This is a genomic window from Streptomyces sp. ISL-12, assembly GCF_018614415.1.
In the GTDB taxonomy this organism is placed as follows: Bacteria; Actinomycetota; Actinomycetes; order Streptomycetales; family Streptomycetaceae; genus Streptomyces.
The window spans coordinates 16201-42504 of record NZ_JAGGOO010000039.1; the positions used below are offsets into that span (position 1 = coordinate 16201).

The following is a 26304-nucleotide window of genomic DNA, read 5'->3' on the forward strand; positions in this document are numbered from 1 at the left end:
TTACGAGAGGGGCGCGAGAGGGGCGTGGGGGAGGCCGGCGGCCGAGGGCGTGGCGGCGGGCGCCGGCGTGCGCTCCGCGAGCGGGGTGACCGGCGGGAGCGCCTCCGGCGGCTCGCCCAGGAGCACCCGGCGCACCACGCGCTCGGCGGCCCGCCCGTCGTCGAACTCGCAGAACCGCTCCCGGAAGGCGGCCCGCAGCGCGGCCGACCCGGCGTCCGCCCAGGTGCCGTCGCGGAAGATCCGGGCCAGTTCCTCCGGGGTGCGGGCGACCGGCCCCGGCGGCTCGGCCAGCAGGTCGAAGTAGACGCCGCGGGTCTCCCGGTAGACCTCCCAGTCGTCGGCGTGGATGACGATGGGCCGGTCCAGGTTGGCGTAGTCGAACATGATCGACGAGTAGTCGGTGACCAGCGCGTCGGCGGCCAGGCAGACGTCCTCGGCGCTGCGGTGCGCGGTCACGTCGATGATCCGGCCGCCGCCGCTCAGCGCCTCCCCCCGGTCGTAGAAGTAGTGGGCGCGCAGCAGCACCACCACGTTCTCGCCGGCCGCCTCGCAGAACGCCGCCAGGTCCAGGCCGCCGGCGCCGAACCCGGTCTCCCAGTCGCGGTGGGTGGGCGCGTACAGCACGGCCGTCGCCCCCTCGGGGACGCCCAGCTCCGCGCGGACGCGCGCCACGTCGTCGGCGGTCGCCGCGTAGTAGGCGTCGTTGCGCGGATAGCCGTACTCCAGGTGCTCGTAGGAGCCGGGGAAGGCGCGCTCCCACATCTGGGTGGAGTGCCGGTTCGAGGAGAGGTTGAAGTCCCAGCGGTCCACCCGGCCCAGCAGCTTGCCGAAGCTGCCGGTGGCCGCGGCCACCACCGGGTACGTCGACTGGTCGACGCCCATCTTCTTCAGCGGGGTGCCGTGCTGGGTCTGGAGGTGGACGCTGCCGGGGCGCTTGACCACGCCCTCCGCGAAGTTGGCGTTGTTGACCAGGTACGTCGCCCGGGCCAGCACCTCCCAGTACCGGCGGCTGCCGATCACCGCGTGGTCGACGTCCGGCGGCAGCGTGTGCTCCTGACCGGCCTCCACCAGGAACACCGAGCGGATGTGCGGGGCGAGTTCGCGGGCCTTGGCGTGGATCGCGGCCGGGTTGCAGGTGTAGCCGCGGCCCCAGTACGCGCAGTAGACGGCGAGGTTCGGGTCGAGCGGGCGGAGCAGGTGGGCGCGGTACAGCAGGCGGGTGCGCAGCCCGCGCGGGTACGGCAGCGCGCCCCGCGCCGCTGTCAGCGTCCGGTTGGCGCCCCGCAGCGCGCGGAACGCCGCGTACGCCCCCCGGGCCAGCAGCCGGTGCTGCACCCCGAGGCTGCCGCCGGGCACCTGGAAACCGGCCGGGCGGTGGGCGGCGTACAGCGCGCTCGCCCGGCGGAAGAACGCGGCCCGGCCGGACGGCAGCCGGCGCGGATGGGCGGCCGTCTTCAGGACCGCCGCGAACAGCTGCTCGAACAGTGCCGCGCGCCGTACGTCGGACAGGGCCGGCCCGGCGGCCCGGGCCAGCACCCGTTCCGCCTGGTCGAGCAGCTCGGCGTGGTGGTCGCCGGGCCGGTTGAGCCGGCTGCCCTGGCGCCGCACCAGATGCCGTACGACGACGGAGCGCAGCACCGCCATCCGCTCGGCCTCCGCGGCGACCAGGCCGCCGAAGCCGACGTCGGTGAAGTGCCCGTCGGGGAAGGCGATCCGGTGCTCGGTGAGGAAGGCGCGGCGGTAGGCGGCGCTCCACGCCGGGAGCTGGACGCCGGTCAGCCGGGGCGCGGCGTCGGGAGCGAAGGCGCCGTCGGGCGTGCCGGTCAGCAGCGGGGCGGCCGGGTTGGCCGGTTCGCCCTCCCACCAGGGGGTGCGCTCGTGCTCGAAGTAGAGGACGTCGACGTCGCCGGTCCGGGCCAGCCGGGCGTCGAGCGCCGCGAGCGCGCCGGGGACGAGGACGTCGTCGCCGTCGAGGAACAGCAGGTAGGCGCCGGTCGCCGCCCGCACGCCGGTGTTGCGCGCCCCGGCCAGGCCGTCGGCCGGCGGGGAGTGCACGGGCGCCACCCGGGAGTCCCGCCCGGCGAGGGCGGCGGCCACGTCGGCCGCGGAGCAGTCCGGTGTCCGGCACACCGGGATCAGCTCGAAGTCGCCGAAGGACTGGGCGAGCACCGAGTCCAGGGCCTGGGACAGCCGTCCCGCGACCCCGTGGGACGGGACGATGATGCTGAAGCGCGGCATGCTGCTCTCTCCGTCGTCGTGCTGTGCTGCTGTTCTGGCTTCGTTGGTCTCGCTGTCACCGCCGCGGGTCTCAGTTGCCGCCTCCGCCCCTGCCGCGGCGGCCGGGCCGTCCCGTCGGCCGCCGCCCGGGCGGGCGGGTCGGAGCGGGCCGGGACGGGTTGCGGGGCATACGGACTCCCGGGGAAAAGCGGTCAGAGACGGTCGGCGGCGTTCGGGGGGTGGTCGGCGGCGTTCGGGGTGGTCAGCGGCGGTCGGAGAGGGGCGGGCGCGGCCGGAAGACGCCGGAGGCGGAGGCGGCGTCGCCGGGACCGGCCGGCCCCGGCAGGGTGACCAGGGGCGTGCGCGGGGGCGGGGCGGGCGCGGGGTGACGGGCGCCGAGGGGTACCACCGGCAGCGGCGCGCGCTCCCCGAGCACGATCCGGCGCACGGCGCGTTCGGCGGCGCGGCCGTCGTCCCAGGGGCAGAACCGCTCGCGGAACGCCGACCGCAGCTGGGCGGCGCGCGATCCGCACCAGTGCCCGGTGGCGAAGACGTCGATCAGCTCGTCCTCGTCGCGGGCGCTCACGCCCGGCGGGACGGCGCGCAGGTCGATGTAGAGGCCGCGGGCCGCCTCGTACGCCTGGTGGTCCTCGGTGTGCAGCACGATCGGCCGGTCCAGGACCGCGTAGTCGACCATCAGCGGCGCGTAGTCGGTGACCAGGACGTCCGAGGCCAGGCAGAGCGACGGCAGCCGGGGGTGAGCGGTGACGTCGATGACCCGGGCGGCGCGCGGGACCGGGGGCGGTGCGTCCCCGGCGCCCGGTCCGGCCTCGCCCCGGGCCAGCACCACGAAGCGCGGGCCGAGGCGGCGCACGACGCGCTCCAGGTCGAGGGGGAAGCGCTGAGTGCGCCGGTGGTCGCGGCGGGCCGGCGCGTACAGGATGGCGACCGCGTCCTCGGGGATGCCGAGCCCGTCCCGCAGCCGGGCCACGTCCGCCGCCGTCGCCCGGTGGAAGACGTCGGTACGGGGCTGGCCGCACTCCACGACCGTGTAGGCGCCGGGGTGGACGCGCTGCCAGGTCAGGGTGGAGTGGCGGTTGGCGGACAGCACGTGGTCCCAGCGGTCGACGTCGCGCAGCAGTGCCGCGAAGTCGGTGCCGCCGGCGGCGGCCGGGCGCTCCTGGCGGTCCAGGCCCTCGTGGCCCAGCGGGGTGCCGGCCTGTGTCTGGACCAGCACCTGGCCCCGGCGCTTGACCAGCCGCGGGTCGAAGGGGGCGTTGTCCACCAGGTACTTCGCGCGGGCCAGCTCGGTGAGATGGCGGGCGGTGCCGGGGGAGACGCGGCGCGGACCGGGCGGCACCGTGTGGTGGAGCGCGGGGGCGGCCACCCAGGCCGTGCGGATCCGCGGCACGACGGACCGGAACGCCTCCTCCAGCGCGCCCGGGTTGCAGCCGTAGCCGCCATAGCCGTCGTACCCGCCGTAGCCGTCGTAACCGCTGTAGTCGCCGTGACCGCCGTAACTGCCGTGACCGCCGTTCGCCTGCCCGGCGTGCCCGGCCTGCCCGGCCTGCCCGGCGTACGCGACGTACCCGGCGTGCGCGGCGAAGAGCGCGCGGTCGGCGCGCAGCGGGAGCAGCCGCTGCGTCCGGTAGTGCAGACGCAGTACGCCGGAGCGCACGGCGCGCAACGCCTTGACGGTGATCCGGAGGACGCGGCGGCATCCCGCCGAGGCCTGCCGCAGCACCCGGTAGGTGCGGTGCAGGCCCAGCCGGAGCAGGCCGTGCCGCAGCCGGACGGGCAACGGGGCGGAGGCGCCGGGGACGCGGTAGCGGCGCAGCTGGGCGCGGGCCCGGCGCAGGAACTCGGCGCGCACGCCGCGCGGCAGGCGGTCGCGCCGGGAGAACACCACCGCCAGATGGTCGGCCATCCGGCGGAACAGCACCGGCCGCCAGCGCGCCAGCTCCGGGTCGCTCTCCAGGAACGCGAAGACCCGGTCGTACTGGGCGAAGACGTCGAGGTGGCGTTCGCTGGGCGTGCCCAGGATGGAGCCCCGGCGGCGCTGCCGGTAGTGCACGCAGACCAGGTCCAGGGTCGCGATCGACTCCGCCCGCATCAGCACCGGGTACGTCCACGGGGTGTCCTCGTACAGGCCCGGCGGGAAGGAGAGGCCGGCGCGTTCGACGAACTCCCGGCGGCAGGTCTTGTTCCAGGCCACCATCAGCAGGTTCAGCAGGCCGGGGCGGTCGGTCAGCCGGAACGGGGCCGGGCCGTCCTCGGTGAGGCGGGCGGCGGCCTGGTTGCGGACGGTCTCGCCGGTCCAGTACGTGCGCGCGTAGTCGTAGACGAGGACGTCCGGGTCGCCGGTCTCCTTCAGCCGGTCGGCGACCGCCCGCAGCGCGCCCGGGGTGAGGGTGTCGTCGCCGTCTAGGAAGACCAGGTAGTCGCCGGTGGCCTGGGACATCCCGGCGTTGCGGGCCGGGCCCAGGCCCTGGTTGCCGGGCAGGTGGACGGGTCGGACGCGCGGGTCGCGGGCGGCGAACTCGTCGATGATGTCGCCGCAGGCGTCCGGTGAGGCGTCGTCGACCGCGATCAGTTCGAGGTCCGGGAACGACTGGGAGAGCACCGACTCCAGGCACGCGTGCAGGTACGCCTGGACCTGGTAGGCGGGGACGATGACACTGAACCTGGGCACGGGACATCCATGGGTCGGCGCGGGCGTTCGGCCCGGGAACGGCCGATGGAGTGACTTGGTTACGCCGCCTGCGGCATTCGGGGGACCACGGCCGCACCCACGACCGGGGGCGGACCGCGACCGGCCCGCCCCCGACCACCCTTGCCCGCTCGGTTACTTGACCGCGCCCGCCATCACCCCGGACACGAACTGCCGCTGGAACGCGAAGAACACGACCAGCGGGACCACCATCGAGATGAACGCGCCGGGCGCCAGCACGTCGACGTTGTTGCCGAACTGCCGTACCTGCGTCTGCAACGCGACCGTGATCGGCTGGTTCCCCGAGTCGGTGAAGATCAGCGCGACCAGCATGTCGTTCCACACCCACAGGAACTGGAAGATGCCCAGGCTCGCGATGGCCGGTCCGCCCAGCGGCATCACCACCCGCGTGAACAGCCGCAGTTCACCCGCGCCGTCGAGCCGGGCTGCCTCCAGCAGCTCCCGGGGGATCTCGGCGAAGAAGTTCCGCAGCAGGAACACCGCGAACGGCAGCCCGAACCCGACGTGGAACAGGATCACGCCGAGCAGCGAACCGAACAGGCCGATGGCGCCGAAGAGTTCGGCGATCGGGATCAGCGCCACCTGTACCGGCACCACCAGCAGCCCGACCACGCCGAGGAACCACCAGTCGCGCCCCGGGAACTCCATCCACGCGAACGCGTATCCCGCCAGCGAGCCGATGACGACCACCAGGACCGTCGCCGGCACCGTGATCAGCACGGTGTTGACGAGCGAGTCGGTGATGTCGCCGTTGGCCAGCAGGTCGGAGTAGGCGGAGAAGGTGAGCCGCGACGGCTCGCTGAACACCTTCCACCAGCCCTCGGCCGCCATGTCCTCCGGACTGCGCAGCGAGGACAGCAGCAGCCCGATGGTCGGGACCAGCCAGAACAGTCCTACGACGATCAGGGCCACCCGCACCAGACCGCCGCTGACGCCTCCGGCGAGCCGGGAGCCCAGCGACCGCCGGGGTTTCGTGAACGACTCCGCGCTCATCGCCGCACCTCCCGCCGCAGCCGCCGTACGTTGAACCACATCACCGGGATGACGAGCAGCAGCAGGAACACCGAGATCGCGCTCGCGATGCCCGGCTGGTCCTCGGAGAAGCCCTTGCGGTACAGCTCCAGCGCGAGGACGTTGGCGTCGTCCTGCGAGGACCCGGGCGCGATGATGAAGACCAGGTCGAAGATCTTCAGCACGTTGATCATCAGGGTGACGGTGACGACGGCGAGGACCGGCGCCAGCATCGGCACGGTGATCCGGCGGAACACCTGCCACTCGTTGGCGCCGTCCACCCGCGCCGCCTCCAGCAGCTCCCGCGGCACCCCCGCGAGCCCCGCCGCGATCAGCACCATCGCGAACCCGGCCCACATCCACACGTAGGAGCCGATGATGGCCGGGGTGACCAGGGACGGGCCGAGCCAGTCCAGGCCGTTGTACGGCTCCTTGAAGTTGTCGGCGGGCAGCCGCAGTTGTGCCCCGTCGGCGGCGGCGGGCAGCGTGAAGGTGCCGTCGTCGGCGGCGGTGGTGGACGCCACGACCTTCCCGTCCTTCACGGCCTCGATCTTCATCCCGGCGTACCCGAGTTCGCCGCCGTCGACCTCGTTGAGGGTGCCGACGCCCTTGCCGCGGGTGAAGTCCTGCCAGGTGGTGCCGGTGACCTTCGCCGGGTCGGTCCTCGGCGCCGCGGCCGTCCCGGCGCCGTCCGGCATCTGGTCGGGCGCGACCCCGACGAGCGGCAGCACGACCGGCGTACCGGCCCGGACGGCCTCCTTGGTGACGAACGCGCCGCCGCCCGCCGCTTCGAGCGGCGACTCGCGGCCCGGGTGCGCCTTCGGGAACGCCGACGCCTGCGCGAAGGTGTCGTGCACCCCGACCCACACCGCGTTGGCGACGCCCTTCTCCGGGTCCTGGTCGTACACCAGGCGGAAGATGATGCCCGCGGCGAGCATCGAGATGGCCATCGGCATGAAGACGACCAGCTTGAACGCCGTGCCCCAGCGCACCCGTTCGGTCAGTACGGCGAAGACCAGTCCGAGCGCGGTGGCGACCGTGGGCGCGAACACGACCCAGATGATGTTGTTCTTCAGCGCCGTGCGGATGCCGTCGTCGGTGAACAGGGCCTGGTAGTTGTCGAATCCGGCGAAGCCGTCGCCGGACTGGTCGTAGAAGGAGCGGATGACCGAGTACCCGATCGGGTAGACCACGAGCGCGCCGAGCAGCACCAGGGCGGGCAGCAGGAACAGCACCGCCACGGCCCTGCGCGTACCGGTCACGCTCTTGCGCGAGGTGGGAGCGGAGGGGCCCGGTGGGGCCCCCGCCGCCGCGGTCGACGCCATCGCGTCAGTCCCCGTAGGCGGCCGCCGCGTCCGCCTCCAGCTTCCGCTGGGTGCCGGCGACGTCCTTCGGATCGCTCAGGAAGTCCTGGAGCGCCTTCCACTCGCCCTTGCCGGGCGTGCCGCCGAACGCCTGCGGGGCCTGGTCGGACATGTCGAAGCGGAAGTCGTCGCCGGCCGCGATCAGCGCCTCGGCCATCTTGCGCTGCACGTCGTTGGGGTACGCCGACGCGTCCACGTTCTTGTTCGGCGAGAGGTACCCGCCCAGCTTCGCCTGCACCGTCGCCGCGTCCGGCGAGGCCAGGAAGGTGGCCAGGGCCTGCGCCGCCTCCGAGTCCTCCAGGATCACGGCCGCGTCGCCGCCGGAGACCACGGGCGCGCTGTCGCCCACGGCCGGGAACGGGAACACCTTGGCGTCGGTGCCGACCTCCGCCTTGGTCTGCGTGATGTTGACCTGCGCGAAGTCGCCCTCGTAGACCATGCCGGCCTTGGGCTGGTCGCCGCCGGTGAAGGTCTGCGTCACGGAGGCGGGGAAGTCCGTCTGGAGGGCGCCGCTCGCGACGTAGTCCTTCTTCCCCCAGATCTCGGCGAGGGTGGTCAGCGCCTCCTTCACCGACGGGTCCGTCCACTTGATCTCGTGCTGCGCCAGCTGGTCGTACTTCTCCGGACCCGCCTGCGAGAGGTAGACGTTCTCGAACCAGTCGGTGAGGGTCCAGCCCTCGGCGCCGCCGACGGAGAACGGGGTGACCCCGGAGTCGTAGACCATCTGCGCGGTGTCGAGGAGTTCGTCCCAGGTCTTGGGCTCGGCCGCGCCCGCGTTCTCGAAGACCTGCGCGTTGTACCAGATCAGCGACTTGTTGGCGGCCTTGTAGTAGACGCCGTACTGCTTGTCGCCGACCTTGCCGATGTCCTGCCAGCCCTGGGAGTAGTTCTCCGCCAGCTCCTTGAGCGCCTCGGCGCCCAGCGGCTTGGCCCAGCCCTTGTCGACGGCCTGCTTGATGGCGCCGGGCTGCGGGAGCATCGCGATGTCCGGCGGAGCGCCGCCCGCGATCTTCGACCCGAGGAAGTTGATGATCGGGTCCTGGGCGGGCACGAAGGTCACCTTGGCGCCGGTGCGCTTCTCGAACTCCGCCAGGACCTGCTTGAAGTTCTTCTGCTCGTCCCCGGTCCAGACCGCGGCGACCTCCAGGGTCTCGCCGTCCAGCTTCGGGAGGGTGACGGTGGCCGCCGTCTCCTCGGGGTTCTTGTCCGCGCCGCCCCCGTCGTTGTCGTCGTCGCCCCCGCACGCGGTGAGCGAGAAGGCGAGGGCTCCCGCGACGACGGCCGCGGCGGCTCGTACGGTTCTGCGGGTCCGTGTCCGTGCCCGGTTGGTGCCGGTGGTGCTGCTCGTGCGCATCCCTGCCCCGTCCTTCGACCTCGTTCGTCGAACGTCGTGCGCTGTCCCGTGCGCTCTGGTGTACGCCAGGGGGGTGAGGGCGGCAAGAGCGCGTCCCGCGCGGGGCGGGGGATCGTGACCGCGTCGTGACGGTGCGGAGCGTCCGGTGCGGACGGCCGGCCTGCCGGGTGCGGGCGGCGGGCCGGGCGTTTCGGCCCGGCAGGGGACGTGAGCCGCGTCGGCGCCGGGTCGGCGTGCGGAACGTCTGGCTGTCTTCGTGGTGAGCACGGTGCGGCGGACTGGCGGCGGCCCGCTCGCGCGAGCGGGTCGATGACACTTGGCAGGCTTCCGCCATCCGATTCCGGACGGACTGCCCCCCCGGGGCACCGCCCGCCGGCCGCGTCATCAGCGCGTGGGCGCACGCCGCGCTGGTCCGCCCGTCATCAGCGCGTGGGCGCACGCCGCGCTGGTCCGCCCGTCGAGGGTGAGGGCGTGGAGTCCGACGGCGCCGGGCACGGCGGGCTCGTCCCCGTCGCCCTTGAGGCGGCGGGCAGCCGTGCGGGACCTTGGCGGGTTTCGTCCGAGGACGTGGTGGCGGCTACGTGCTGGGCGAGTCCTTGGCCGTGAGCGCGATGGCGGTGTCGACGATCGTCTGTTCGGCGGGGCGGGGCTGCCAGCCGAGCGCGCGTGCTTTGCCGCTGTCGACGAGCCTCTCGCGACCGAGTTCGAGGCGCACCATCGCCATCTGCGGGTTCACCCGGGCCAGCAGTTTGACGATGGTGTCGGGCATGGTGCGCGTGGGCACCTTGGTGGCTTCGTCCGGGAGCTTGTCGCGCAGGATGCGGGCGATGTCCCGGTACCACAGGAAGCTGCCCGAAGCGAGGAAGCGCTGCCCCGCGGCGGCGGGGCTCGTCATGGCAAGAATGTGCAGTTCGGCGACGTCACGGACGTCGACGACGTTCCAGCCGATGTTCGGGACAGCGGGGATCTCGCGGGTGAGCAGGCGGCGGATGACGTCCGTCGTCCCTGCCCCGTTCCGCGCGCCCAGCGGGGGGCCTTGCATGAACGTCGGCAGGACGGCGGAGAGTTCGAGCCCGGTCGCTCCGGCGAGCTCCCATGCGTCGCGCTCGGCGAGGATCTTCGAGTCCGGGTACGCGCGCTGCGGGGTGCCGGACGGCTCGGCGTACGTCGTCTCGGTCGCGGGCGTGCCCGAGTCGCCCGCGCCGGCCGTGGTGCCGGAAGAGGTGAGCACGGCACGCCGCACCCCGGTGCGGGCGGCGGCGCCCAGGACACGGCGGGTGCCCTCGCGGGCGGTCCTGACGAGATCCACGCCCGGGTCGAAGGGCATCGGCGACGCCGTGTGCAGCACGTAGTGGACGCCCTCGAAGGCCTTGTCCCAGCCCTCGTCGCCGAGGAGATCGGCGACAGCGAACTCGACACCCCGGGCCGCCTCCTGGCCCGCGCGCCCGCGGACGGCCGCACGCACCTGCTCCGCTGCGCCGAGGCTGCGCACGGTGGCGCGCACCCGATAGCCGCGCTGGACCAAGCCCGTGATCACCCAGCCGGCCAGGTAGCCCGTTCCGCCCGTGACGAGGACCGTCTCACTACCGTTACCGAGAGTCATATACATCCCCCTAATCATTGAGTTTTTCATTGATTTTCGAGCGTAGCATGGTTCCATGACTGCCGACCGCGATGCGACGACACCGACGACTCACCACGCGGACGCCGAGCGGAAAGCCGAGATCGTCCGTGCTCTCGTGGAAGTGGGACACTCCGCGGATGCCGTCGTGGCCCAGGTGCTCGGGGAGTTCCGGGTGCCGGCCTCCGTCGCCGGTACGCTGTGGGCGCTGGCGCCGGGAACGGAGCCGCCGACCATGCGGGACGTGGCGGCCCGCCTCCGCTGCGATCCTTCGACGGTCAGTCTCGCCGCCGACAGACTCCAGAGCGTGGGACTCATCGCCCGCCGGCCTCACCCCTCCGACGGCCGCAAGCGGACCCTGGCCCTGACGGAACGCGGGCACGAACTGTGGGAGGCGCTCAGGGCGCGACTTCACGACTCCGGCCTCTTCGCCGGTCTCGACGCGGAGGAACAGCGCACCCTGCTCGCGCTGCTCACGAAGATGCGGCCGCGGTACTAGGGATCCGGCGGGGCTCCACCGCTCTCACTGGTCAGGCGCGGTCCGTAAGGCCCTCGTCGGCGATCGGGGCGGTGAGACGTCCCGCGGACCGGCCGGGCCGACCCGCGGAGCGCTGCCCAGTGGCACGGCAGCGACCGAGAAGGCCGGAATCCTCGGGCTCCAGCCCGAGGGGCACGTCAGAGCAAGGACGGCACCTCCGCCGCCGACACCTCCCGTGCCGCCCGCTCCAGCGCGCTGGCCAGCAGGGCCAGGTCGGTCGGGCCGTTGCCCAGCTCGCGGACCGGGCGGCGGGCCGGGGGGTCGCCCATGCGGTGCCAGTCCAGGGGGACGACCGTGGGGCGCAGGGTCGCCGTGCGGGGGATGCGGCCGGTGACCCGGCCGCCCTGGAAGGCGACGGTACGGCCGTCCGGGCCCGTCAAGTGGCCGCGTCCGGGCGCCGGTTCGTCCGGGCCGGGGACGGGGGCGTCGAGGGTCACCCGGAGCGTGGCCCGCAGGGCCGGTTCCGTCTGGGCCGTACGGCCGCCGGGGCCGGTCGCGGCCACCAGGTGGACGCCGAGCCGCTCGCCGTCCCGCGCGACCGCCTCCAGTGCCCGCATCACCGACCCCGCCGCGGGCCGGCCGGGCGACCCCAGCGGGGGCGTGACCAGCGCGTCCAGGTCGTCGACGACCACGACCAGGCGGGGCAGCGGCGGCGCCGGTTCCGCCTGCCGGCGGGACGCGGCCGGGCGCAGCCGGATCGTCGTGCTGGGCGGGGTGTCGAGGTCGGCGGCGCCCGCGCCGGACGTACCCGTGCTCCGGGACACCGCCGTCCCCGCCGTCCGCTGGGCGACCATCCGGCCGGACACCTCACGGCCGGTGTGCCACTCCGTGAAGTGGGACCGGCCGAGCAGCTCGGCGCGCCGCTTCAGCTCCGCGCTCAACGACTGGGCGAACTCCCGCATCCGTATGGGGTCGTTGGCCGTGAGGTGGGTGGTCACGTGGGGCACGTCCGTGCAGACCCGCAGGCCCTCGCCGGGGCCCTGGTCCGTGCCGGTGCCGTCCCGGCCGTCCATCAGCACGACGCCGAGGCGGTCGGGGCGCTCGGCGGAGGCCAGCGAGGCGACCAGCGCCCGCAGCAGCTCAGTACGGCCGCTGCCCGGCGGTCCCTCGATCAGCAGGTGCGGTCCGTCGGCCGCGAGGTCCACGCCGACCGGCCCGCGCGGTCCGGCGCCCAGCACGCCGTGCGCCCGGCCGCCGAGGGACTGGGGGTCGTCGGCCGCGTCGGCCCAGCGGGCCATCAGGGACGCCGGGGTGGCGCGGGCCAGGCCCAGTTCGTCGAGGAGGCGGGCGGCCTGGGGGAGCGGTGCCGACACGCGCGCGTGCCGTTCGCCCGAGCCGCCCTCGGGGCGGAGGGGGGCCAGGGCCCGCGCGAACCGCTCCGCCCACGGCAGGGAGACCGCGTCCACCGTGGCGAGGGTGCCGTGGCCGACCGGGCCGGCCGGGGCCGCGCCCTCGGGGGCGACGCGCAGCAGCCGCAGGGTCGTCGCCACGTCCCCGCTGAGCAGCGCGACGGCCCCGCAGCGCCGGAACACCGGCGACACCGCGCAGGCCGCCTCGTACGTCCGCGTCACCGGGGAGGCGGGGGACGCGGCGGGCGTCTCCGCCAGGCACACCACATGGATGCCGGCCCGCGGTCCCTCCAGGGCGAGCCGCTCCACCGCCTCGTGCACGTCCGCGCTCGGGAGGCCGCCGTCCACGACGACCACGGTGAACGGGCCGGGGGCGGCCGGGGCCTCGCCCGTGTCGTCCGGGTGGGCCCAGGCGGGGCGCCGGTCCGGGGCCGCCGCCGCCCGTACGGGGCCGGTGGCCGTCCGGGTGTCCGTCAGGTGGTCCTCCAGGCGGCGCACCAGCTCCTGGGCGCGGGCCGCGGCCTGGTCGTGGTCGAGGGCGAGCAGCAGGCGGCAGTCCTGGCCGTGCCCCGGACGCAGATGGGGCAGCCAGCCCAGCCAGGCCCACTCCGCGGTGCGCCGCGGCAGCGGACGCCCGCGGTCCGCGCTGATCAGGACGATCTCCAGCGTGTCGGGGGAGTGCAGCGCGGCGAGCTGGGCCAGCACCGCGCGGGCGAGTCCGGCCAGCCGCTCGCGCGGTCCGGCCAGCCCGAGCGCCCCGGCCTCGCGCAGCCCGGCGGTCACCGGCACCGCGGGCAGCGGGGCCGCGCCGCCCGGGGCCACCCGGTCGGCCGTGCCGAGCCGCACGGTGAGCGCCTCCGGGTGCCCCGGCCCGCGCTCCCACAGCCGGGGGCCCGGCCCCAGCGCCGTCAGCAGCAGGGCGGCGGGGTCCGGCCAGGTCTCCGGCGCGGGGGCGAGGGCGGGAGCGGGGGACGGTACGGCGGGCAGGCCGGCCGGCGGTGCGTCGTGCGGTCCGGTCCCGGCCGCCGCCGGCTCGCCGCGTCCGCCGGTCAGCCGCCGTGCCCAGGCCGTGAGCCCGCCGCGCCGCCGCATGCCCGGCGGTACGTCGGTGCCGCGCAGCGGCGTTCCCTTGCGGCCGCTGCCGGCCTCGCCCCCGAAGGCGGCGGCGTCATGGGGGCCGGTGCCCGGCCGTCCCCCGTGGGTGACGCCGGAGGTGTCGGCCCGTACCGTCGCGGGGGCCGGGGCGTCGCCGCCGTGGCTCTCGGCGCGCGGGGCGCCGCCCTGCTCCGGGACCAGGGGTTCGGCGGCACGGTGGTTCGGTCCCTGTCCTCGTCCCGGTCCCCGGCGTCCGGGTCCGTCGACGCTCATCGTGCCGTGCGTGCCGTGCGTGTACCCGGTGGGCCGGCCCGGCCCGCCCGCCGTACCGTCGCTCCCGCGCGTGTCCACCGCGTCCGCCGCGTCGGCCACGCGCGCGTGCGCCGCGAGGTGCTCGTCGGCCACCCCGCTGCCGGTCACGCCACCGTCGGTCACGTCACCGTCGGCCGCGCCGCCTCCGGTCGCGGCACCACCTGCCGAGCCACCGCCGGCCACGCCACTACCAGCCACGCCACTACCAGCCACGCCACTACCAGCCACGCCACCGCCGGTCGCCCCGCCTCCGGACGCGCGCCTGCCGCCCGCCGCACCACCGCCCGCCGCCGTGTCCCCACCGCCCGCGCCCGTGCCGCCGCCCGTCGCGTACGTACCGCCAGGAGCCGGCCGAACACCGCCGGAAGCCCCAGGAGTGCCAGGAGTCCCAGCACCCCCGCCCGCCTCACCGCCCCCGCCGGCCCCTCCGACCCGCACCCGCACCCGCACGCACCCCTCCCCGTCGGGTGCCGTCTCCACTCGTGCCGCCGCCACCGGCGCGGGCGCCAGCCGCAGGGCCGACTCGCCGATCCGCAGCAGCGCCCCCGCCGGGAAGCGCACCGCGCGGTCGCCCACGCGCGTGCCGTCCAGGGTGGTTCCGTTGGTGGAGCCGAGGTCGGCGACCGCGACCCGGCCGTCGGCCGCGACGGTCACCGCGCAGTGGGTCCGGGAGACGTCCGGGTCGTCGAGCGCCACGTCGGCGTCGGCGGAGCGCCCGATGCGGATCTGTCCGCCGTGCAGCAGGTGGACGCCGCCCGCGTCGGGGCCCGCGACCACGTGGAGCTGCGCCGGTGCGTCGGCCGACTCGGGATGCGGCTCGGGATCGCCGGGGGCGCCGAGGAACAGCACCGCGCCGTCGACCAGCGGCGGCTCGCCCAGGGTGCAGCGCTGGGCGTCGAGGCGGCGCTCACCGGCGTACAGCACCACGGGCCCGGAACCGGAACCGGAGCCCGCACCGGACGAACCGGTGCCGTCCCCGCCCGGGACCGCCGAGGCCAGCGCCGGCGCCACCGTGGCGAGGGCGGTGCCGGCGGGTGCCGTGACCAGCACGTCGCAGCGCGCGGGGAGGCCGGGCGCCGTGGGGGAGGACGGGCCCAGCGGGTCAACGACGGTCAGCCGGATCTGCATCGCCGTCAGCGGTCCCTTCTGCGCGGGCGCCCGCGCAGCCGGGGGGACGAAGCCGCCCCGCGGTCCCCCACCACGGATGTCACCACGGACTTCCCCCACCCGCCGCACGCGCACGTCGGCCAGTACTGCACGCATCCTCGCACCTGCCACTGACAACGCGCCCGCTCCCGGCTGTCAAATGATCTTGATTGGTCGGCTCTGCCCTTAAAAATGCCTGACCAGTGATCTCAAGATGATCGTTTGAATATCGCTTGAGATCGGTCACGTTCGCGTCCGGCAACCGAGGGAGCGGATCCCGCGTCTTTCCTTCGAACATCTTCCGGCACGTTCCGGGACGGCTACGGCTTCCGGAAGCAGCACAGCCGAACGACAGCCCGGTGCTGTACTCCTCGGCACTACAGTGGTCCGGACAGTGGGTCGGAACAGCCAGCAAGCAACAGGGAGCGCATGACGTGCGGCCGGTAGGCAGCAAGTACCTCCTGGAGGAGCCGCTCGGACGCGGTGCCACCGGCACCGTCTGGCGAGCCCGCCAGCGGGAGACCGCGGGCGCCGAGGCGGCCGTGCCCGGACAGCCCGGCGAGACCGTCGCGATCAAGGTCCTCAAGGAGGAGCTCGCGAACGACGCCGACGTCGTGATGCGCTTCCTGCGGGAGCGCTCCGTCCTGCTCCGGCTCACCCACCCCAACATCGTCCGGGTCCGCGACCTGGTCGTCGAGGGCGATCTCCTCGCCCTGGTCATGGACCTCGTCGACGGCCCCGACCTGCACCGCTACCTGCGGGAGAACGGCCCCTTCAGCCCCGTGGCCGCGGCCCTGCTCACCGCCCAGATCGCCGACGCGCTCGCCGCCAGCCACGCCGACGGCGTCGTCCACCGCGACCTGAAGCCGGCCAACGTACTGCTCAAGCAGGACGGCGGCCGGCTGCACCCGATGCTGACCGACTTCGGCATCGCCCGCCTCGCGGACTCGCCCGGCCTCACCCGCACCCACGAGTTCGTCGGCACGCCCGCGTACATCGCGCCGGAGTCCGCCGAGGGCCGCCCGCAGACCTCCGCCGTCGACATCTACGGCGCCGGCATCCTGCTGTACGAGCTGGTCACCGGCCGCCCGCCGTTCTCCGGCGGCTCCGCGCTCGAAGTGCTGCACCAGCACCTGAGCGCCGAGCCGCGCCGCCCGTCCACCGTCCCCGACCCCCTGTGGACGGTCATCGAGCGCTGCCTGCGCAAGAACCCCGACGAACGCCCCAGCGCCGAGAACCTGGCGCGCGGCCTGCGCGTCGTCGCCGAGGGCATCGGCGTGCACGCCAATTCCGCGCAGATCGGCGCCGCCGAGGACGTCGGCGCGCTCCTCGTCCCCGACCCGGCGCCCGCGTCCGTCCCGGACACCCCCGGCGCCGCCGACCCGACGCAGGTGCTCCCGCAGAACCCGGGCGGCGTGTACGACCCCAACGGCGCCACCAGCGTCCTGCCGCACACCGGCCCGGCCGGCGCCGCCGACCCCACCGCCGTGCTCCCGCACACCGGCGGCCCCGCCGGCGCGGCCGACCCGACGGCCGTCATGCCGCCCGTACCGCCGGGACAGCCCGGCCAGTCCCCCCAGGGACAGCACCCCGACGACCCGCACCCCTGGCAGAACCAGCTGCGCGCCGCCCGCGACCGCAACGAGCAGACGCAGGTGCAGTACCTCGACCCGAACGAGGACCCGCTGCGCCGCCGCCCCCAGCGCCAGGTCGCCCGCCCCCAGCAGGAACCCCGCCGCCAGCCCCAGCAGCCCCAGCAGCCCCCGCAGGGCTACGGCCGCCAGCAGCAGCAGCCGCCGCAGCGGCGGTATGCCACCCCCCAGCCGCAGCAGCCCGCGCCGCCCCCGCAGCCCGCGCCGCAGCGGTACGCCCCGCCGCCCGCGCCCGAGCCGCAGCGCCCCCGGCGCGAGCCCCGGCAGCGCAGCGCCAACCCGATGCGCATCCCCGGCCTCGGCTGCCTCAAGGGCTGCCTGGTCACGATCGTCGTGCTGTTCGTGGCCGGCTGGCTGATCTGGGAGCTGAGCCCGCTCCAGGAGTGGATCGGCACGGGCAAGGGCTACTGGGAGCAGCTCACCGACTGGGTCGGCACCGCCACCGACTGGATCGGGGACCTGGGCAGCGGCTCCGGCGGCACCGGCTGATCGCCGTTCCGCCCGCTGTACGGCGAGTTCGGCGATTTGTCGACATCCCACGGGTGTTTTCCGCCTCGGAGGTGAAGGCCGGCTCCACGGACGCGTAGCTTTGTCGGCAACACGCGTCGGTAGGAGCAGTCTTGGCACGGAAGATCGGCAGCCGGTACACCGCCCACCAGATCCTCGGTCGGGGCAGCGCCGGCACGGTGTGGCTGGGCGAGGGCCCCGAGGGACCCGTCGCGATCAAGCTGCTGCGCGAGGACCTCGCGTCCGACCAGGAGCTGGTCGGCCGCTTCGTGCAGGAGCGCACCGCCCTGCTCGGCCTGGAGCACCCGCACGTCGTCTCCGTGCGCGACCTGGTCGTCGACGGCAACGACCTCGCCCTCGTCATGGACCTGGTCCGCGGCACCGATCTGCGCACCCGGCTCGACCGCGAGCGGCGGCTGCCGCCCGAGGCCGCGGTGGCGATCACCGCCGACGTCGCCGACGGACTGGCCGCCGCGCACGCCGCCGGGGTCGTGCACCGCGACGTGAAGCCGGAGAACGTCCTGCTCGACATGCAGGGCCCGCTCGGCCCCGGCGGCTCGCACCGCGCGCTGCTCACCGACTTCGGTGTGGCCAAGCTCATCGACACCCCGCGCCGCACCCGCGCCACGAAGATCATCGGCACCCCCGACTACCTCGCCCCGGAGATCGTCGAGGGCCTCCCGCCGCGCGCCTCGGTCGACATCTACGCCCTGGCCACGGTCCTGTACGAGCTGCTGGCCGGGTTCACGCCGTTCGGCGGCGGCCACCCCGGCGCCGTACTGCGCCGCCACGTCACCGAGACCGTCGTCCCGCTGCCCGGCATCCCCGACGAGCTGTGGCAGCTGCTGGTGCAGTGCCTGGCCAAGGCGCCGGCCTCCCGGCTGCGCGCCTCCGAGCTGGGCGCCCGGCTGCGCGAGCTGCTGCCGATGCTGGCCGGCATGCCCCCGCTCGACGTGGACGAGTCCGGCGGGGAGCAGCCGGAGGACGCGGCCGACGCCGACCGGGAGCCGTCCGCCGGGACCGGGGCGGGACGGGACGGCGACGAGGTCCGGCGGCGCGGCGCGGTCCCGCTGGTGCCCGGCGCCAAGCCCGCCGACTCCAACCGGGACACCCACACCTCCATGCGCGTCCCCGCCCCCGACGAGCTGGCCGGCCCGGCCCACGGCACCGCCCGCGCACCGCGCGCGCCGGGCGCCCGCCGCCCCGGCTCGGCGCGCAACCGGGCCGCCGCCCGCCGGCGCCGGGCCGCGGTCGGCGCGGGCGCCGTGGCGCTGCTGGCGGCCATCGGCGTCGGTACCTGGCTGGCCACCGGCGGCGACGACTCCGGCACGGGCCCCCAGGACACGAAGGACACCCGGAACTCGGCGCCGGCGGCTCCCTAGCCGTATCGCCTGGCGGCAACGCCCGGCGACGGCGTCCGTACGGCCCGGCGTGGGCCGCCCGGCGGAGCCGTTACGCTGGAGGCGTGGCAGTCGTCGATGTATCCGAAGAGCTGAAGTCCCTCTCCTCGACCATGGAGTCGATCGAGGCCGTCCTGGACCTCGACAAGCTGAGGGCAGACATCGCCGTGCTCGAGGAGCAGGCGGCAGCGCCCTCCCTGTGGGACGACCCGGAGGCGGCGCAGAAGATCACCAGCAAGCTCTCCCACCTCCAGGCCGAGGTCAGGAAGGCGGAGGCGCTGCGCGGCCGGATCGACGACCTCGCGGTCCTCTTCGAGATGGCCGAGGAGGAGGACGACCCGGACACCCGCGCCGAGGCCGAGACGGAGCTGGCCTCCGTCCGCAAGGCCCTCGACGAGATGGAGGTCCGCACCCTGCTCTCCGGCGAGTACGACTCCCGTGAGGCGCTGGTCAACATCCGCGCCGAGGCGGGCGGCGTGGACGCCGCGGACTTCGCCGAGAAGCTCCAGCGGATGTACCTGCGCTGGGCCGAGCAGCGCGGCTACAAGACCGAGATCTACGAGACGTCGTACGCGGAGGAGGCCGGCATCAAGTCGACCACCTTCGCCGTGCAGGTGCCGTACGCCTACGGGACGCTCTCCGTCGAGCAGGGCACGCACCGGCTGGTGCGGATCTCGCCCTTCGACAACCAGGGCCGCCGCCAGACCTCGTTCGCGGGCGTCGAGATCCTGCCCGTGGTCGAGCAGACCGACCACATCGAGATCGACGAGTCCGAACTGCGGGTGGACGTCTACCGTTCGTCCGGCCCCGGCGGCCAGGGCGTCAACACCACCGACTCGGCGGTGCGCCTCACCCACCTCCCCACCGGCATCGTGGTCTCCTGCCAGAACGAGCGGTCGCAGATCCAGAACAAGGCGACCGCGATGAACGTCCTCCAGGCCAAGCTCCTGGAGCGGCGCCGCCAGGAGGAGCAGGCCAAGATGGACGCCCTCAAGGGCGACGGCGGCAACTCCTGGGGCAACCAGATGCGTTCGTACGTGCTGCACCCCTACCAGATGGTCAAGGACCTGCGCACCGAGTACGAGGTGGGCAACCCCGAGGCCGTGTTCAACGGGGAGATCCAGGGCTTCCTGGAGGCCGGAATTCGCTGGCGCAAGCAGCAGGAGAAGTAACGGCGTCGCACGTACGCCGCTTTGTCGACAAGGCAACTGCCGCCCTCGTGGCGGCAGTTGCCTTTTCTTCGTGACCGATGTCCGGGTTTTACATCACACTCACAGTCTTTGTATCCGGCATAGGCCCCGTACAGGGACATCGTGTACGCAACGGCCTTGACGTTGCCTTTAAAAATGGGAAAGGTGATGCGCGGCATGCGTGTTTCTGGGGCGCATGTGAACCGGGGGGCTTCACAGAGCAGCTACTCCCGTCGATCACGGCCCCGAGACGCCGCCACACTGACGATTCAGCTACTGGGGGTAGCAACCATATGACCAAGAAGACGCGGATCCGTGTCGCACGGGTCGCGGCCGGTGCCGTCATCGCCTTCGGTGCCTCGCTGACCGCTGCGGGTGCCGCCTCGGCGACGGAGGCCGAGGACTGCATCCTCGGCGTCCTGTGCGGCGACGAGACGCCGGAGCCGACCCCGACCCCGAGCGACACGCCTCCGACCGAGATTCCCAGCGAGGACCCCACGACGGAGCAGCCGCCCACGGAGGAGCCTCCGACCGAGGACCCGACCGAGGACCCGACCGACCCGGGCACCACCGACCCGGTCGAGCCCAGCGACGACCCGACCGAGGCCCCCGGCAACGGGAACGGCAACGGAAACGGCAACGCCGGCAACGGCAACACCGGTACCGACAACACCAACACCGACGGCGGCAGCAACAACAATGCCGCCCAGGGCGCCGGTACCTCCTCCCTGACCGACACCGGCGCGGACACCACCGCCCAGACCTCGGCCCAGGGCAACGGCGAGGAGCTCGCCGAGACCGGTGCCGCCGAGACCACCTTCCTGATCATCGGTGCCGCCACGATGATCGCCGGAGGCATCGGCTTCCGCTTCCTGCCGCGTCTGGCGGCCGGCCGGGGCGCCGCTGCCTGACGGTGACCGTCCGCGTACGGGACGCCGTACGCGACACATCACGGCCGAGGGGCCCGGAGCGTACGTACGGCGCTCCGGGCCCCTCGGCCGTTGTGCGAGCTCTGTCAGGTGGTCTGGTGGGCCAGCAGGGCCACCGCCGCCACCAGGACCACGAGCAGCGCGATCAGCGCCGTCGGGCTCAGGCCGTTCAGCCCGCCGAAGAAGCTGTCCTGCTGCAGCCGCTCACGGTTCGCCCGGCACACCGGGCAGCGGCCCTCGCTCACGGGCGCCGCGCAGTTCGCGCACACCAACCGGTCGTACGTCATGCGCTCGCCCTCCTCGCACCGGTGTCCACCTACACACAACGCTCGCGCCACCGCGGACGTTCCCTTCCACTGTGCCAGGTTCCGCGCGTCGCTGCGCGCGGTCCCGCCGGGGACGGTGTACGGGCCCGGCGCGGACGCCCGCCCGGATCACGCCCGCACCGCGCGCGGGTAACGCGGACATAACGCGCAAGCATGACGCAACCCCGACCGGTGACTGCGGTCCCATACCCACTTCGCGTATGGTCACGCTCATCTACCCCCGGCGACCCGTGGTGCATCCGTGATCCGATTCGACAACGTCTCCAAGGCCTACCCCAAACAGAACCGCCCCGCCCTCAGGGACGTCTCCCTGGAAGTGGAGAAGGGCGAGTTCGTCTTCCTGGTGGGGTCCTCCGGCTCCGGTAAGTCCACCTTCCTGCGGCTGGTCCTGCGCGAGGAGCGGGCGAGCCACGGCCAGGTACACGTCCTGGGCAAGGACCTGGCCCGCCTGTCCAACTGGAAGGTGCCGCACATGCGCCGCCAGCTGGGGACGGTCTTCCAGGACTTCCGCCTGCTCCCCAACAAGACGGTCGGCGAGAACGTGGCCTTCGCGCAGGAGGTCATCGGCAAGTCCCGCGGCGAGATCCGCAAGTCCGTGCCCCAGGTGCTCGACCTCGTCGGGCTCGGCGGCAAGGAGGACCGCATGCCGGGCGAGCTGTCCGGTGGTGAGCAGCAGCGCGTGGCCATCGCGCGGGCGTTCGTCAACCGGCCCAAGCTGCTCATCGCCGACGAGCCGACCGGCAACCTCGACCCGCAGACCTCCGTCGGCATCATGAAGCTGCTCGACCGCATCAACCGGACGGGCACCACCGTGATCATGGCGACGCACGACCAGAACATCGTGGACCAGATGCGCAAGCGCGTCATCGAGCTGGAGAAGGGGCGCCTCGTCCGCGACCAGGCGCGCGGTGTCTACGGCTACCAGCACTAGGGCTCAGACACGCAGCACGCCCGGCATCCACGGAAAGGCTTAACCAGACGCCATGCGCGCCCAGTTCGTCCTCTCGGAGATCGGTGTAGGTCTCCGCCGCAACCTGACGATGACCTTCGCGGTCATCGTCTCCGTCGCCCTCTCACTGGCCCTGTTCGGCGGTTCGCTGCTGATGAGCGACCAGGTCAACACCATGAAGGGCTACTGGTACGACAAGGTCAACGTCTCCGTCTTCCTCTGCAACAAGAGCGACGCCGAGTCCGACCCCAACTGCGCCAAGGGCGCGGTGACCGAGGACCAGAAGAAGCAGATCCTCGCCGACCTCGACGAGATGTCGGTCGTCCAGGACGTGACGTACGAGTCGCAGGACGAGGCGTACAAGCACTACAAGGAGCAGTTCGGCGACTCCCCGCTGGCCAGCTCCCTGACGCCGGACCAGATGCAGGAGTCGTACCGCATCAAGCTGAAGGACCCGGAGAAGTACCAGGTGATCGCCACCGCCTTCGACGGGCGGGACGGCGTGCAGTCCGTGCAGGACCAGAAGGGCATCCTGGACAACCTCTTCGAGCTGCTGAACCTGATGAACCGGGCGGCGCTCGGCGTCATGGTGCTCATGCTGGTCGTGGCCCTGCTGCTGATCGTCAACACGGTGCGCGTCTCCGCCTTCAGCCGCCGCCGCGAGACCGGCATCATGCGGCTGGTCGGCGCCTCCGGCTTCTACATCCAGGCGCCGTTCATCATGGAGGCCGCCGTCGCCGGCGCCATCGGCGGCGCCCTGGCGTGCGTGTTCCTCGTCGTGGGCCGGTACTTCACGATCGACCACGGCATGGCCCTGTCCAACAAGCTGACCCTCATCAACTTCGTGGGCTGGGACGCCGTACTGACCAAGCTGCCGCTCATCATCGCGGCCAGTGTGCTGATGCCGGCGTTGGCCGCGTTCTTCGCGCTGCGCAAGTATCTGAAGGTGTGACACATGCCAAGAGGGCCGTACGGGCAAGCTCCCGTGCGGCCCTCTCGCCGTGTCCTACACTCACCGGCATGTCAGGTCGTGACCGGTTCTGCCCGCCCCGCCGCCTCCGCCGCGGGGCCACCCTGACGTTGGTGTTCGCCGGTGTCCTGGCGGCCGGTGCGGCCACCGGCTCGCTGCCCGAGGCCGATCCGAACGCGGCGGCCGAGGCGGCCCGTACGTCCGCGGGGTCCGGCGGGTCAGCCGCTTCCGCTGCTTCCGCTGCTTCCGCCGCTTCGCGCCGGGAGGTGGCGCGGGCGGCGGCCGAGGCGATGGCCGACGGCAAGTCCCCCGTGGAGGCCGCCGAGCGCGCGGTCAGCCGCAGCGGCGACCGCTGGGGCGCGGTCTACTCCCGGGGCGAGTACGAGGAGTTGGCGGAGGCCCTGGACGGCCGGTACACCGGCGTCGGGATCTCCGCGCGGCGCGGGCGCGACGGTGCCATCGAGGTGACGAAGGTGCGGTCCGGCTCGCCCGCGGCCCGCGCCGGCGTCCGCGCGGGCGACCGGCTGCGCAGCGTCGACGGCGAGGAGGTCGACGGGCGTCCCGTCACCGAGGTCGTCTCCCTGCTGCGCGGCGACGCCACCGACGCGCCCGCCGGCACCACCGTGCGGCTCGGCCTGGAGCGCGGCACGCGCGCGTGGACCGAGACGGTACGCCGGGTCAGGCTGAGCACCCAGCCGGTGACCGTGCGCCGGCTCGCGAGCGGCGCGAGCGTCGTGCGGATCACCTCCTTCACCAAGGGCGCCGGTGACCAGGTCCGCGCCGCCGTCCGCGACACCCCGGCCGGCACCGGCGTCGTCCTCGACCTGCGCGGCAACTCCGGCGGGCTGGTCGCCGAGGCGGTCACCGCGGCCTCCGCCTTCCTCGACGGCGGCCTGGTCGCCACGTACGACGTCGACGGCGACCAGCGCGCCCTGCACGCCGAGGACGGCGGCGACACCTCCAGACCCCTGGTCGCGCTCGTCGACGGCGGCACGATGAGCGCGGCCGAACTCCTCGCCGGGGCCCTCCAGGACCGCGGCCGGGCGGTCGTCGTGGGCTCCCGCACCTTCGGCAAGGGGTCGGTCCAGATGCCGAGCCGGCTCCCCGACGGCTCGGTGGCCGAACTGACCGTCGGCCACTACCGCACCCCCTCCGGCCGCGGCGTCGACGGCACCGGCATCACCCCCGACCTGGACATCGACCCGGCCCGGCCCACCGCCGTGGACCGGGCGGCGACGCTGCTGGGCGGACTGGGGCGGTAGCGCGTCCGCAGGCCGCCCGGTCACGTAATCGGCTTCCCGCGGACCCCCTCCGTAGTGCGAAAATGGGCGCACTATGAGCAAGGGAATGTACGTACCGAAGGAGTCCCAGCCCAAGCAGGGCGGCGGGGGCGGCGGCAAGGCCCGGGACGGCGAGAAGGGCGGCAAGCGCAAGATCGTCGCCCAGAACAAGAAGGCCCGGCACGACTACGCGATCATCGACACCTACGAGGCCGGGATGGTGCTCACCGGCACCGAGGTCAAGTCGCTGCGCGAGGGCCGGACCTCGCTGGCCGACGGGTTCGTCCAGATCGACGGGGGCGAGGCGTGGCTGCACAACGCCCACATCCCCGAGTACCACCAGGGCAGCTGGACCAACCACTCCGCGCGCCGCAAGCGCAAGCTGCTGCTGCACCGGGAGGAGATCGACAAGCTGGAGGCCAAGTCCCAGGAGACCGGGCACACGATCGTCCCCCTCGCCCTGTACTTCAAGGACGGCCGGGCCAAGGCCGAGATCGCGCTCGCGCGCGGCAAGAAGGAGTACGACAAGCGCCAGACGCTGCGGGAGAAGCAGGACCGGCGGGAGGCGGAGCGGACGATCTCGGCGATCAAGCGTCGGGAGCGGGGCTGAGCCCCAGGAATAAGCTGGCACGGTCGTGCGTTGGTCACGTACGATGGCACTCGCATCGCTCGCCGGTGCAGTGGTTTGAAAAATCAACATGGGGATGATCGGTTTCGACAGCGGCTGTCGAAGCAGGGGAAGCGTGTCGAGGAAGCGGCCATGATCTCGTAAACCACAGGCCGAAAAAAATAATCGCCAACACCAAGCGCGATTCCTCCCAGCAGGCCTTCGCCCTCGCTGCCTGATCTCAGGTAGCGAAGCGAGCCTCCTACTAAGGGAGTGTCAGCCCGGGGCTGTTCCCGACCCGGATCCTGGCATCAGCTAGGGGACTAAACCTTGATCCCGGTCACGGGGTGAAGAGGGAAACCAAACAGTGACTGGGCCCGTCGGAGACTTGTCCGCGTGATCTCCGGGGCCGAGAAAATCGAAGCGGACTGCACACGGAGAAGCCCTGGTTCCGCACCGTTGGACGCGGGTTCGATTCCCGCCATCTCCACAGTTCCCATGTGGGCCGAGGCCCCGTCGCTCCCGAGCGGCGGGGCCTTTGTCATGCGGTCACGCCGGAGGCCGTCATGCCGGGGGAGCCGTGCTCGCGCGGTCGGTCAGGCGGGGCGGCAGCAGGTGTACGCCGGGAGCGGCGGGACCGGCGAGGGCCCGTACTGCCAGCTCCACGGCCCGGGTGCCCAGTTCGGCGGACGGGACGGTGACCGAGGTGACCGGCGGCCGGGCCGCGAGGGCCACGTCGTCCGGGCAGACCGCCACGACGGACAGGTCGCCGGGGACCCGGAGGCCGAGGCGTTCGAAGGCGTCGAGCAGGGGTGCCAGCAGCGGATCGTTGTGGACGACGACGGCGGTGGGCGCCGGGCGCAGGCGCAGCAGCCGTTCGGCCGTGTCCCGGGCGGTGTCCGGCGCGGCGGCGCTCGGGTGCACGGACGGGACCAGCCCGGCACGGCGGGCGGCGGCCGTGAAGCCCCGCACCACCCGGTGGGCGGACGCGGTCTGCCGGGCGTACACCTGAGGCGGGCCGCCGACCAGCGCCACCACCCGGTGCCCCAGCTCCGCCAGCCGTGCGACACACCGTTCACCGGCTGCCCGGAAGTCGAGATCGACGCAGGTCAGCCCCTCGGGCTCGGCGGGCACCCCGATCAGCACGGCGGGCCGGCCGCGCAACGACGGCAGCCGGGGGTCGCGCAGCCCCACCTCCGTCACGATCAGCGCGTCCACCGCGCGGTGCGGGGAGCGTTCGCCCTCCTCACCGGTGATCAGCAGTACGTCGTGACCGTGGGCGCGGGCGGCGGTGACCACCGACATGGCGCAGCCCGTCGTCGTCGGCTCCCACGTCCCGCCGCGCAGCGGGAGCAGCAGCCCCAGCACGCCGGTCGGGGAACCGGCGTGCGGACGGTAGCCCAGCTCGCGGACGGCCGCCTCGACGCGCCGCCGGGTCGCCGCGGAGATCGGGCGCTTGCCGCTGAGGGCGTAGGAGACGGTGCTGGGGGAGACCCCGGCGCGCCGCGCCACGTCGGTGATCCTGGCCATCAGCCGGCGCCCGGCGCGGACGGAGTGATCGGCATGGTCGGCTCCTCCGGAAGCGGTCGGACGGAGGAAGGTAGGCGCGGTGGGCGAAGGCGTCAATGGGTTGGGCGCGACGCGGGGGGTGTGCGGGGTGGGGCGCCCATGGGGTCGGTGTGGCCGGCTGGGGTGGTGTGCGGGTTGGGGCTCATGGGGTCGGTGTTTCCTGGCCGGGGTGTGCGGGGTTGGGGTT

General features: G+C 73.6%; 18 protein-coding genes and 1 other RNA gene. 10 read left to right on the plus strand and 9 right to left on the minus strand.

What is annotated here, in order from left to right; all coding sequences use genetic code 11:
* The 6 genes from J7I94_RS11275 to J7I94_RS11300 all read right to left on the minus strand — a co-directional run bounded on the left by J7I94_RS11275 (nucleotide 1) and on the right by J7I94_RS11300 (nucleotide 10280).
* On the minus strand, nucleotides 1-2238 hold the full coding sequence (locus tag J7I94_RS11275) for a CDP-glycerol:glycerophosphate glycerophosphotransferase (RefSeq protein WP_215166883.1): 2238 nt from the start codon (nucleotides 2236-2238) through the stop codon (nucleotides 1-3).
* 241 nt (nucleotides 2239-2479) lie between these two features.
* Nucleotides 2480-4909 (minus strand): bifunctional glycosyltransferase family 2 protein/CDP-glycerol:glycerophosphate glycerophosphotransferase, encoded by a 2430-nt coding sequence (locus tag J7I94_RS11280; RefSeq protein WP_215166884.1) that lies wholly within the window; start codon nucleotides 4907-4909, stop codon nucleotides 2480-2482.
* Between the two features lie 153 nt (nucleotides 4910-5062).
* The gene (locus J7I94_RS11285) at nucleotides 5063-5941 is read right to left on the minus strand and encodes a carbohydrate ABC transporter permease (RefSeq protein WP_215166885.1); all 879 of its coding nucleotides are present in this window, start codon (nucleotides 5939-5941) and stop codon (nucleotides 5063-5065) included.
* Nucleotides 5938-7284 (minus strand): carbohydrate ABC transporter permease, encoded by a 1347-nt coding sequence (locus tag J7I94_RS11290; RefSeq protein WP_251074985.1) that lies wholly within the window; start codon nucleotides 7282-7284, stop codon nucleotides 5938-5940. Before J7I94_RS11290 ends, J7I94_RS11285 begins: the two co-directional genes overlap by 4 nt.
* Nucleotides 7285-7288: 4 nt before the next feature.
* Entirely contained in the window at nucleotides 7289-8677 is a 1389-nt protein-coding gene (locus J7I94_RS11295) for an ABC transporter substrate-binding protein (RefSeq protein WP_215166886.1), read from the minus strand.
* Nucleotides 8678-9254: 577 nt separating this feature from the next.
* A complete protein-coding gene (locus J7I94_RS11300) occupies nucleotides 9255-10280 on the minus strand; it encodes an NAD-dependent epimerase/dehydratase family protein (protein WP_215166887.1) in 1026 nt (341 codons plus the stop codon).
* A 55-nt stretch (nucleotides 10281-10335) separates the two neighbouring features.
* On the opposite strand from J7I94_RS11300, the gene J7I94_RS11305 reads away from it, so the two are divergent.
* Nucleotides 10336-10797, plus strand: coding sequence for a MarR family winged helix-turn-helix transcriptional regulator (locus J7I94_RS11305; RefSeq protein ID WP_215166889.1), 462 nt, complete (start codon nucleotides 10336-10338; stop codon nucleotides 10795-10797).
* A gap of 176 nt (nucleotides 10798-10973) precedes the next feature.
* Here the strand turns inward: J7I94_RS11305 and J7I94_RS11310 are convergent, their stop codons facing one another.
* Nucleotides 10974-14720 carry an FHA domain-containing protein gene (locus J7I94_RS11310; RefSeq protein ID WP_215166903.1) on the minus strand — a complete coding sequence of 1249 codons (3747 nt, stop codon included), beginning with the start codon at nucleotides 14718-14720 and terminating at the stop codon, nucleotides 10974-10976.
* Between the two features lie 452 nt (nucleotides 14721-15172).
* Between J7I94_RS11310 and J7I94_RS11315 the strand changes: the two genes are divergently transcribed.
* The 4 genes from J7I94_RS11315 to J7I94_RS11330 all read left to right on the plus strand — a co-directional run bounded on the left by J7I94_RS11315 (nucleotide 15173) and on the right by J7I94_RS11330 (nucleotide 20398).
* Nucleotides 15173-16879, plus strand: a complete 1707-nt coding sequence (locus J7I94_RS11315; RefSeq protein ID WP_215166890.1) for a serine/threonine-protein kinase — start codon at nucleotides 15173-15175, stop codon at nucleotides 16877-16879.
* Between the two features lie 131 nt (nucleotides 16880-17010).
* Nucleotides 17011-18279, plus strand: a complete 1269-nt coding sequence (locus J7I94_RS11320; RefSeq protein WP_215166892.1) for a serine/threonine-protein kinase — start codon at nucleotides 17011-17013, stop codon at nucleotides 18277-18279.
* An 83-nt stretch (nucleotides 18280-18362) separates the two neighbouring features.
* Nucleotides 18363-19469, plus strand: coding sequence for a peptide chain release factor 2 (prfB, locus tag J7I94_RS11325; RefSeq protein ID WP_215166894.1), 1107 nt, complete (start codon nucleotides 18363-18365; stop codon nucleotides 19467-19469).
* Between the two features lie 311 nt (nucleotides 19470-19780).
* The gene (locus J7I94_RS11330) at nucleotides 19781-20398 is read left to right on the plus strand and encodes a hypothetical protein (protein ID WP_215166895.1); all 618 of its coding nucleotides are present in this window, start codon (nucleotides 19781-19783) and stop codon (nucleotides 20396-20398) included.
* 104 nt (nucleotides 20399-20502) lie between these two features.
* Here J7I94_RS11330 and J7I94_RS11335 read toward each other — a convergent pair whose 3' ends face one another.
* Entirely contained in the window at nucleotides 20503-20703 is a 201-nt protein-coding gene (locus J7I94_RS11335) for a hypothetical protein (RefSeq protein WP_215166897.1), read from the minus strand.
* 280 nt (nucleotides 20704-20983) lie between these two features.
* Between J7I94_RS11335 and ftsE the strand changes: the two genes are divergently transcribed.
* The 5 genes from ftsE (at nucleotide 20984) to ssrA (ending at nucleotide 25041) form a co-directional block, all read left to right on the plus strand.
* A complete protein-coding gene (ftsE, locus tag J7I94_RS11340) occupies nucleotides 20984-21673 on the plus strand; it encodes a cell division ATP-binding protein FtsE (RefSeq protein WP_215166898.1) in 690 nt (229 codons plus the stop codon).
* A gap of 52 nt (nucleotides 21674-21725) precedes the next feature.
* Nucleotides 21726-22643 (plus strand): permease-like cell division protein FtsX, encoded by a 918-nt coding sequence (gene ftsX / locus J7I94_RS11345; protein WP_215166899.1) that lies wholly within the window; start codon nucleotides 21726-21728, stop codon nucleotides 22641-22643.
* A 68-nt stretch (nucleotides 22644-22711) separates the two neighbouring features.
* Nucleotides 22712-23923 carry a S41 family peptidase gene (locus J7I94_RS11350; protein WP_215166900.1) on the plus strand — a complete coding sequence of 404 codons (1212 nt, stop codon included), beginning with the start codon at nucleotides 22712-22714 and terminating at the stop codon, nucleotides 23921-23923.
* 85 nt (nucleotides 23924-24008) lie between these two features.
* Nucleotides 24009-24551 carry an SsrA-binding protein SmpB gene (gene smpB / locus J7I94_RS11355; protein ID WP_251074993.1) on the plus strand — a complete coding sequence of 181 codons (543 nt, stop codon included), beginning with the start codon at nucleotides 24009-24011 and terminating at the stop codon, nucleotides 24549-24551.
* A gap of 90 nt (nucleotides 24552-24641) precedes the next feature.
* Nucleotides 24642-25041: a transfer-messenger RNA gene (ssrA, locus tag J7I94_RS11360) on the plus strand.
* Between the two features lie 71 nt (nucleotides 25042-25112).
* Here ssrA and J7I94_RS11365 read toward each other — a convergent pair.
* Nucleotides 25113-26078, minus strand: coding sequence for a LacI family DNA-binding transcriptional regulator (locus J7I94_RS11365; protein ID WP_215166901.1), 966 nt, complete (start codon nucleotides 26076-26078; stop codon nucleotides 25113-25115).
* Nucleotides 26079-26304 lie beyond the last annotated feature (226 nt).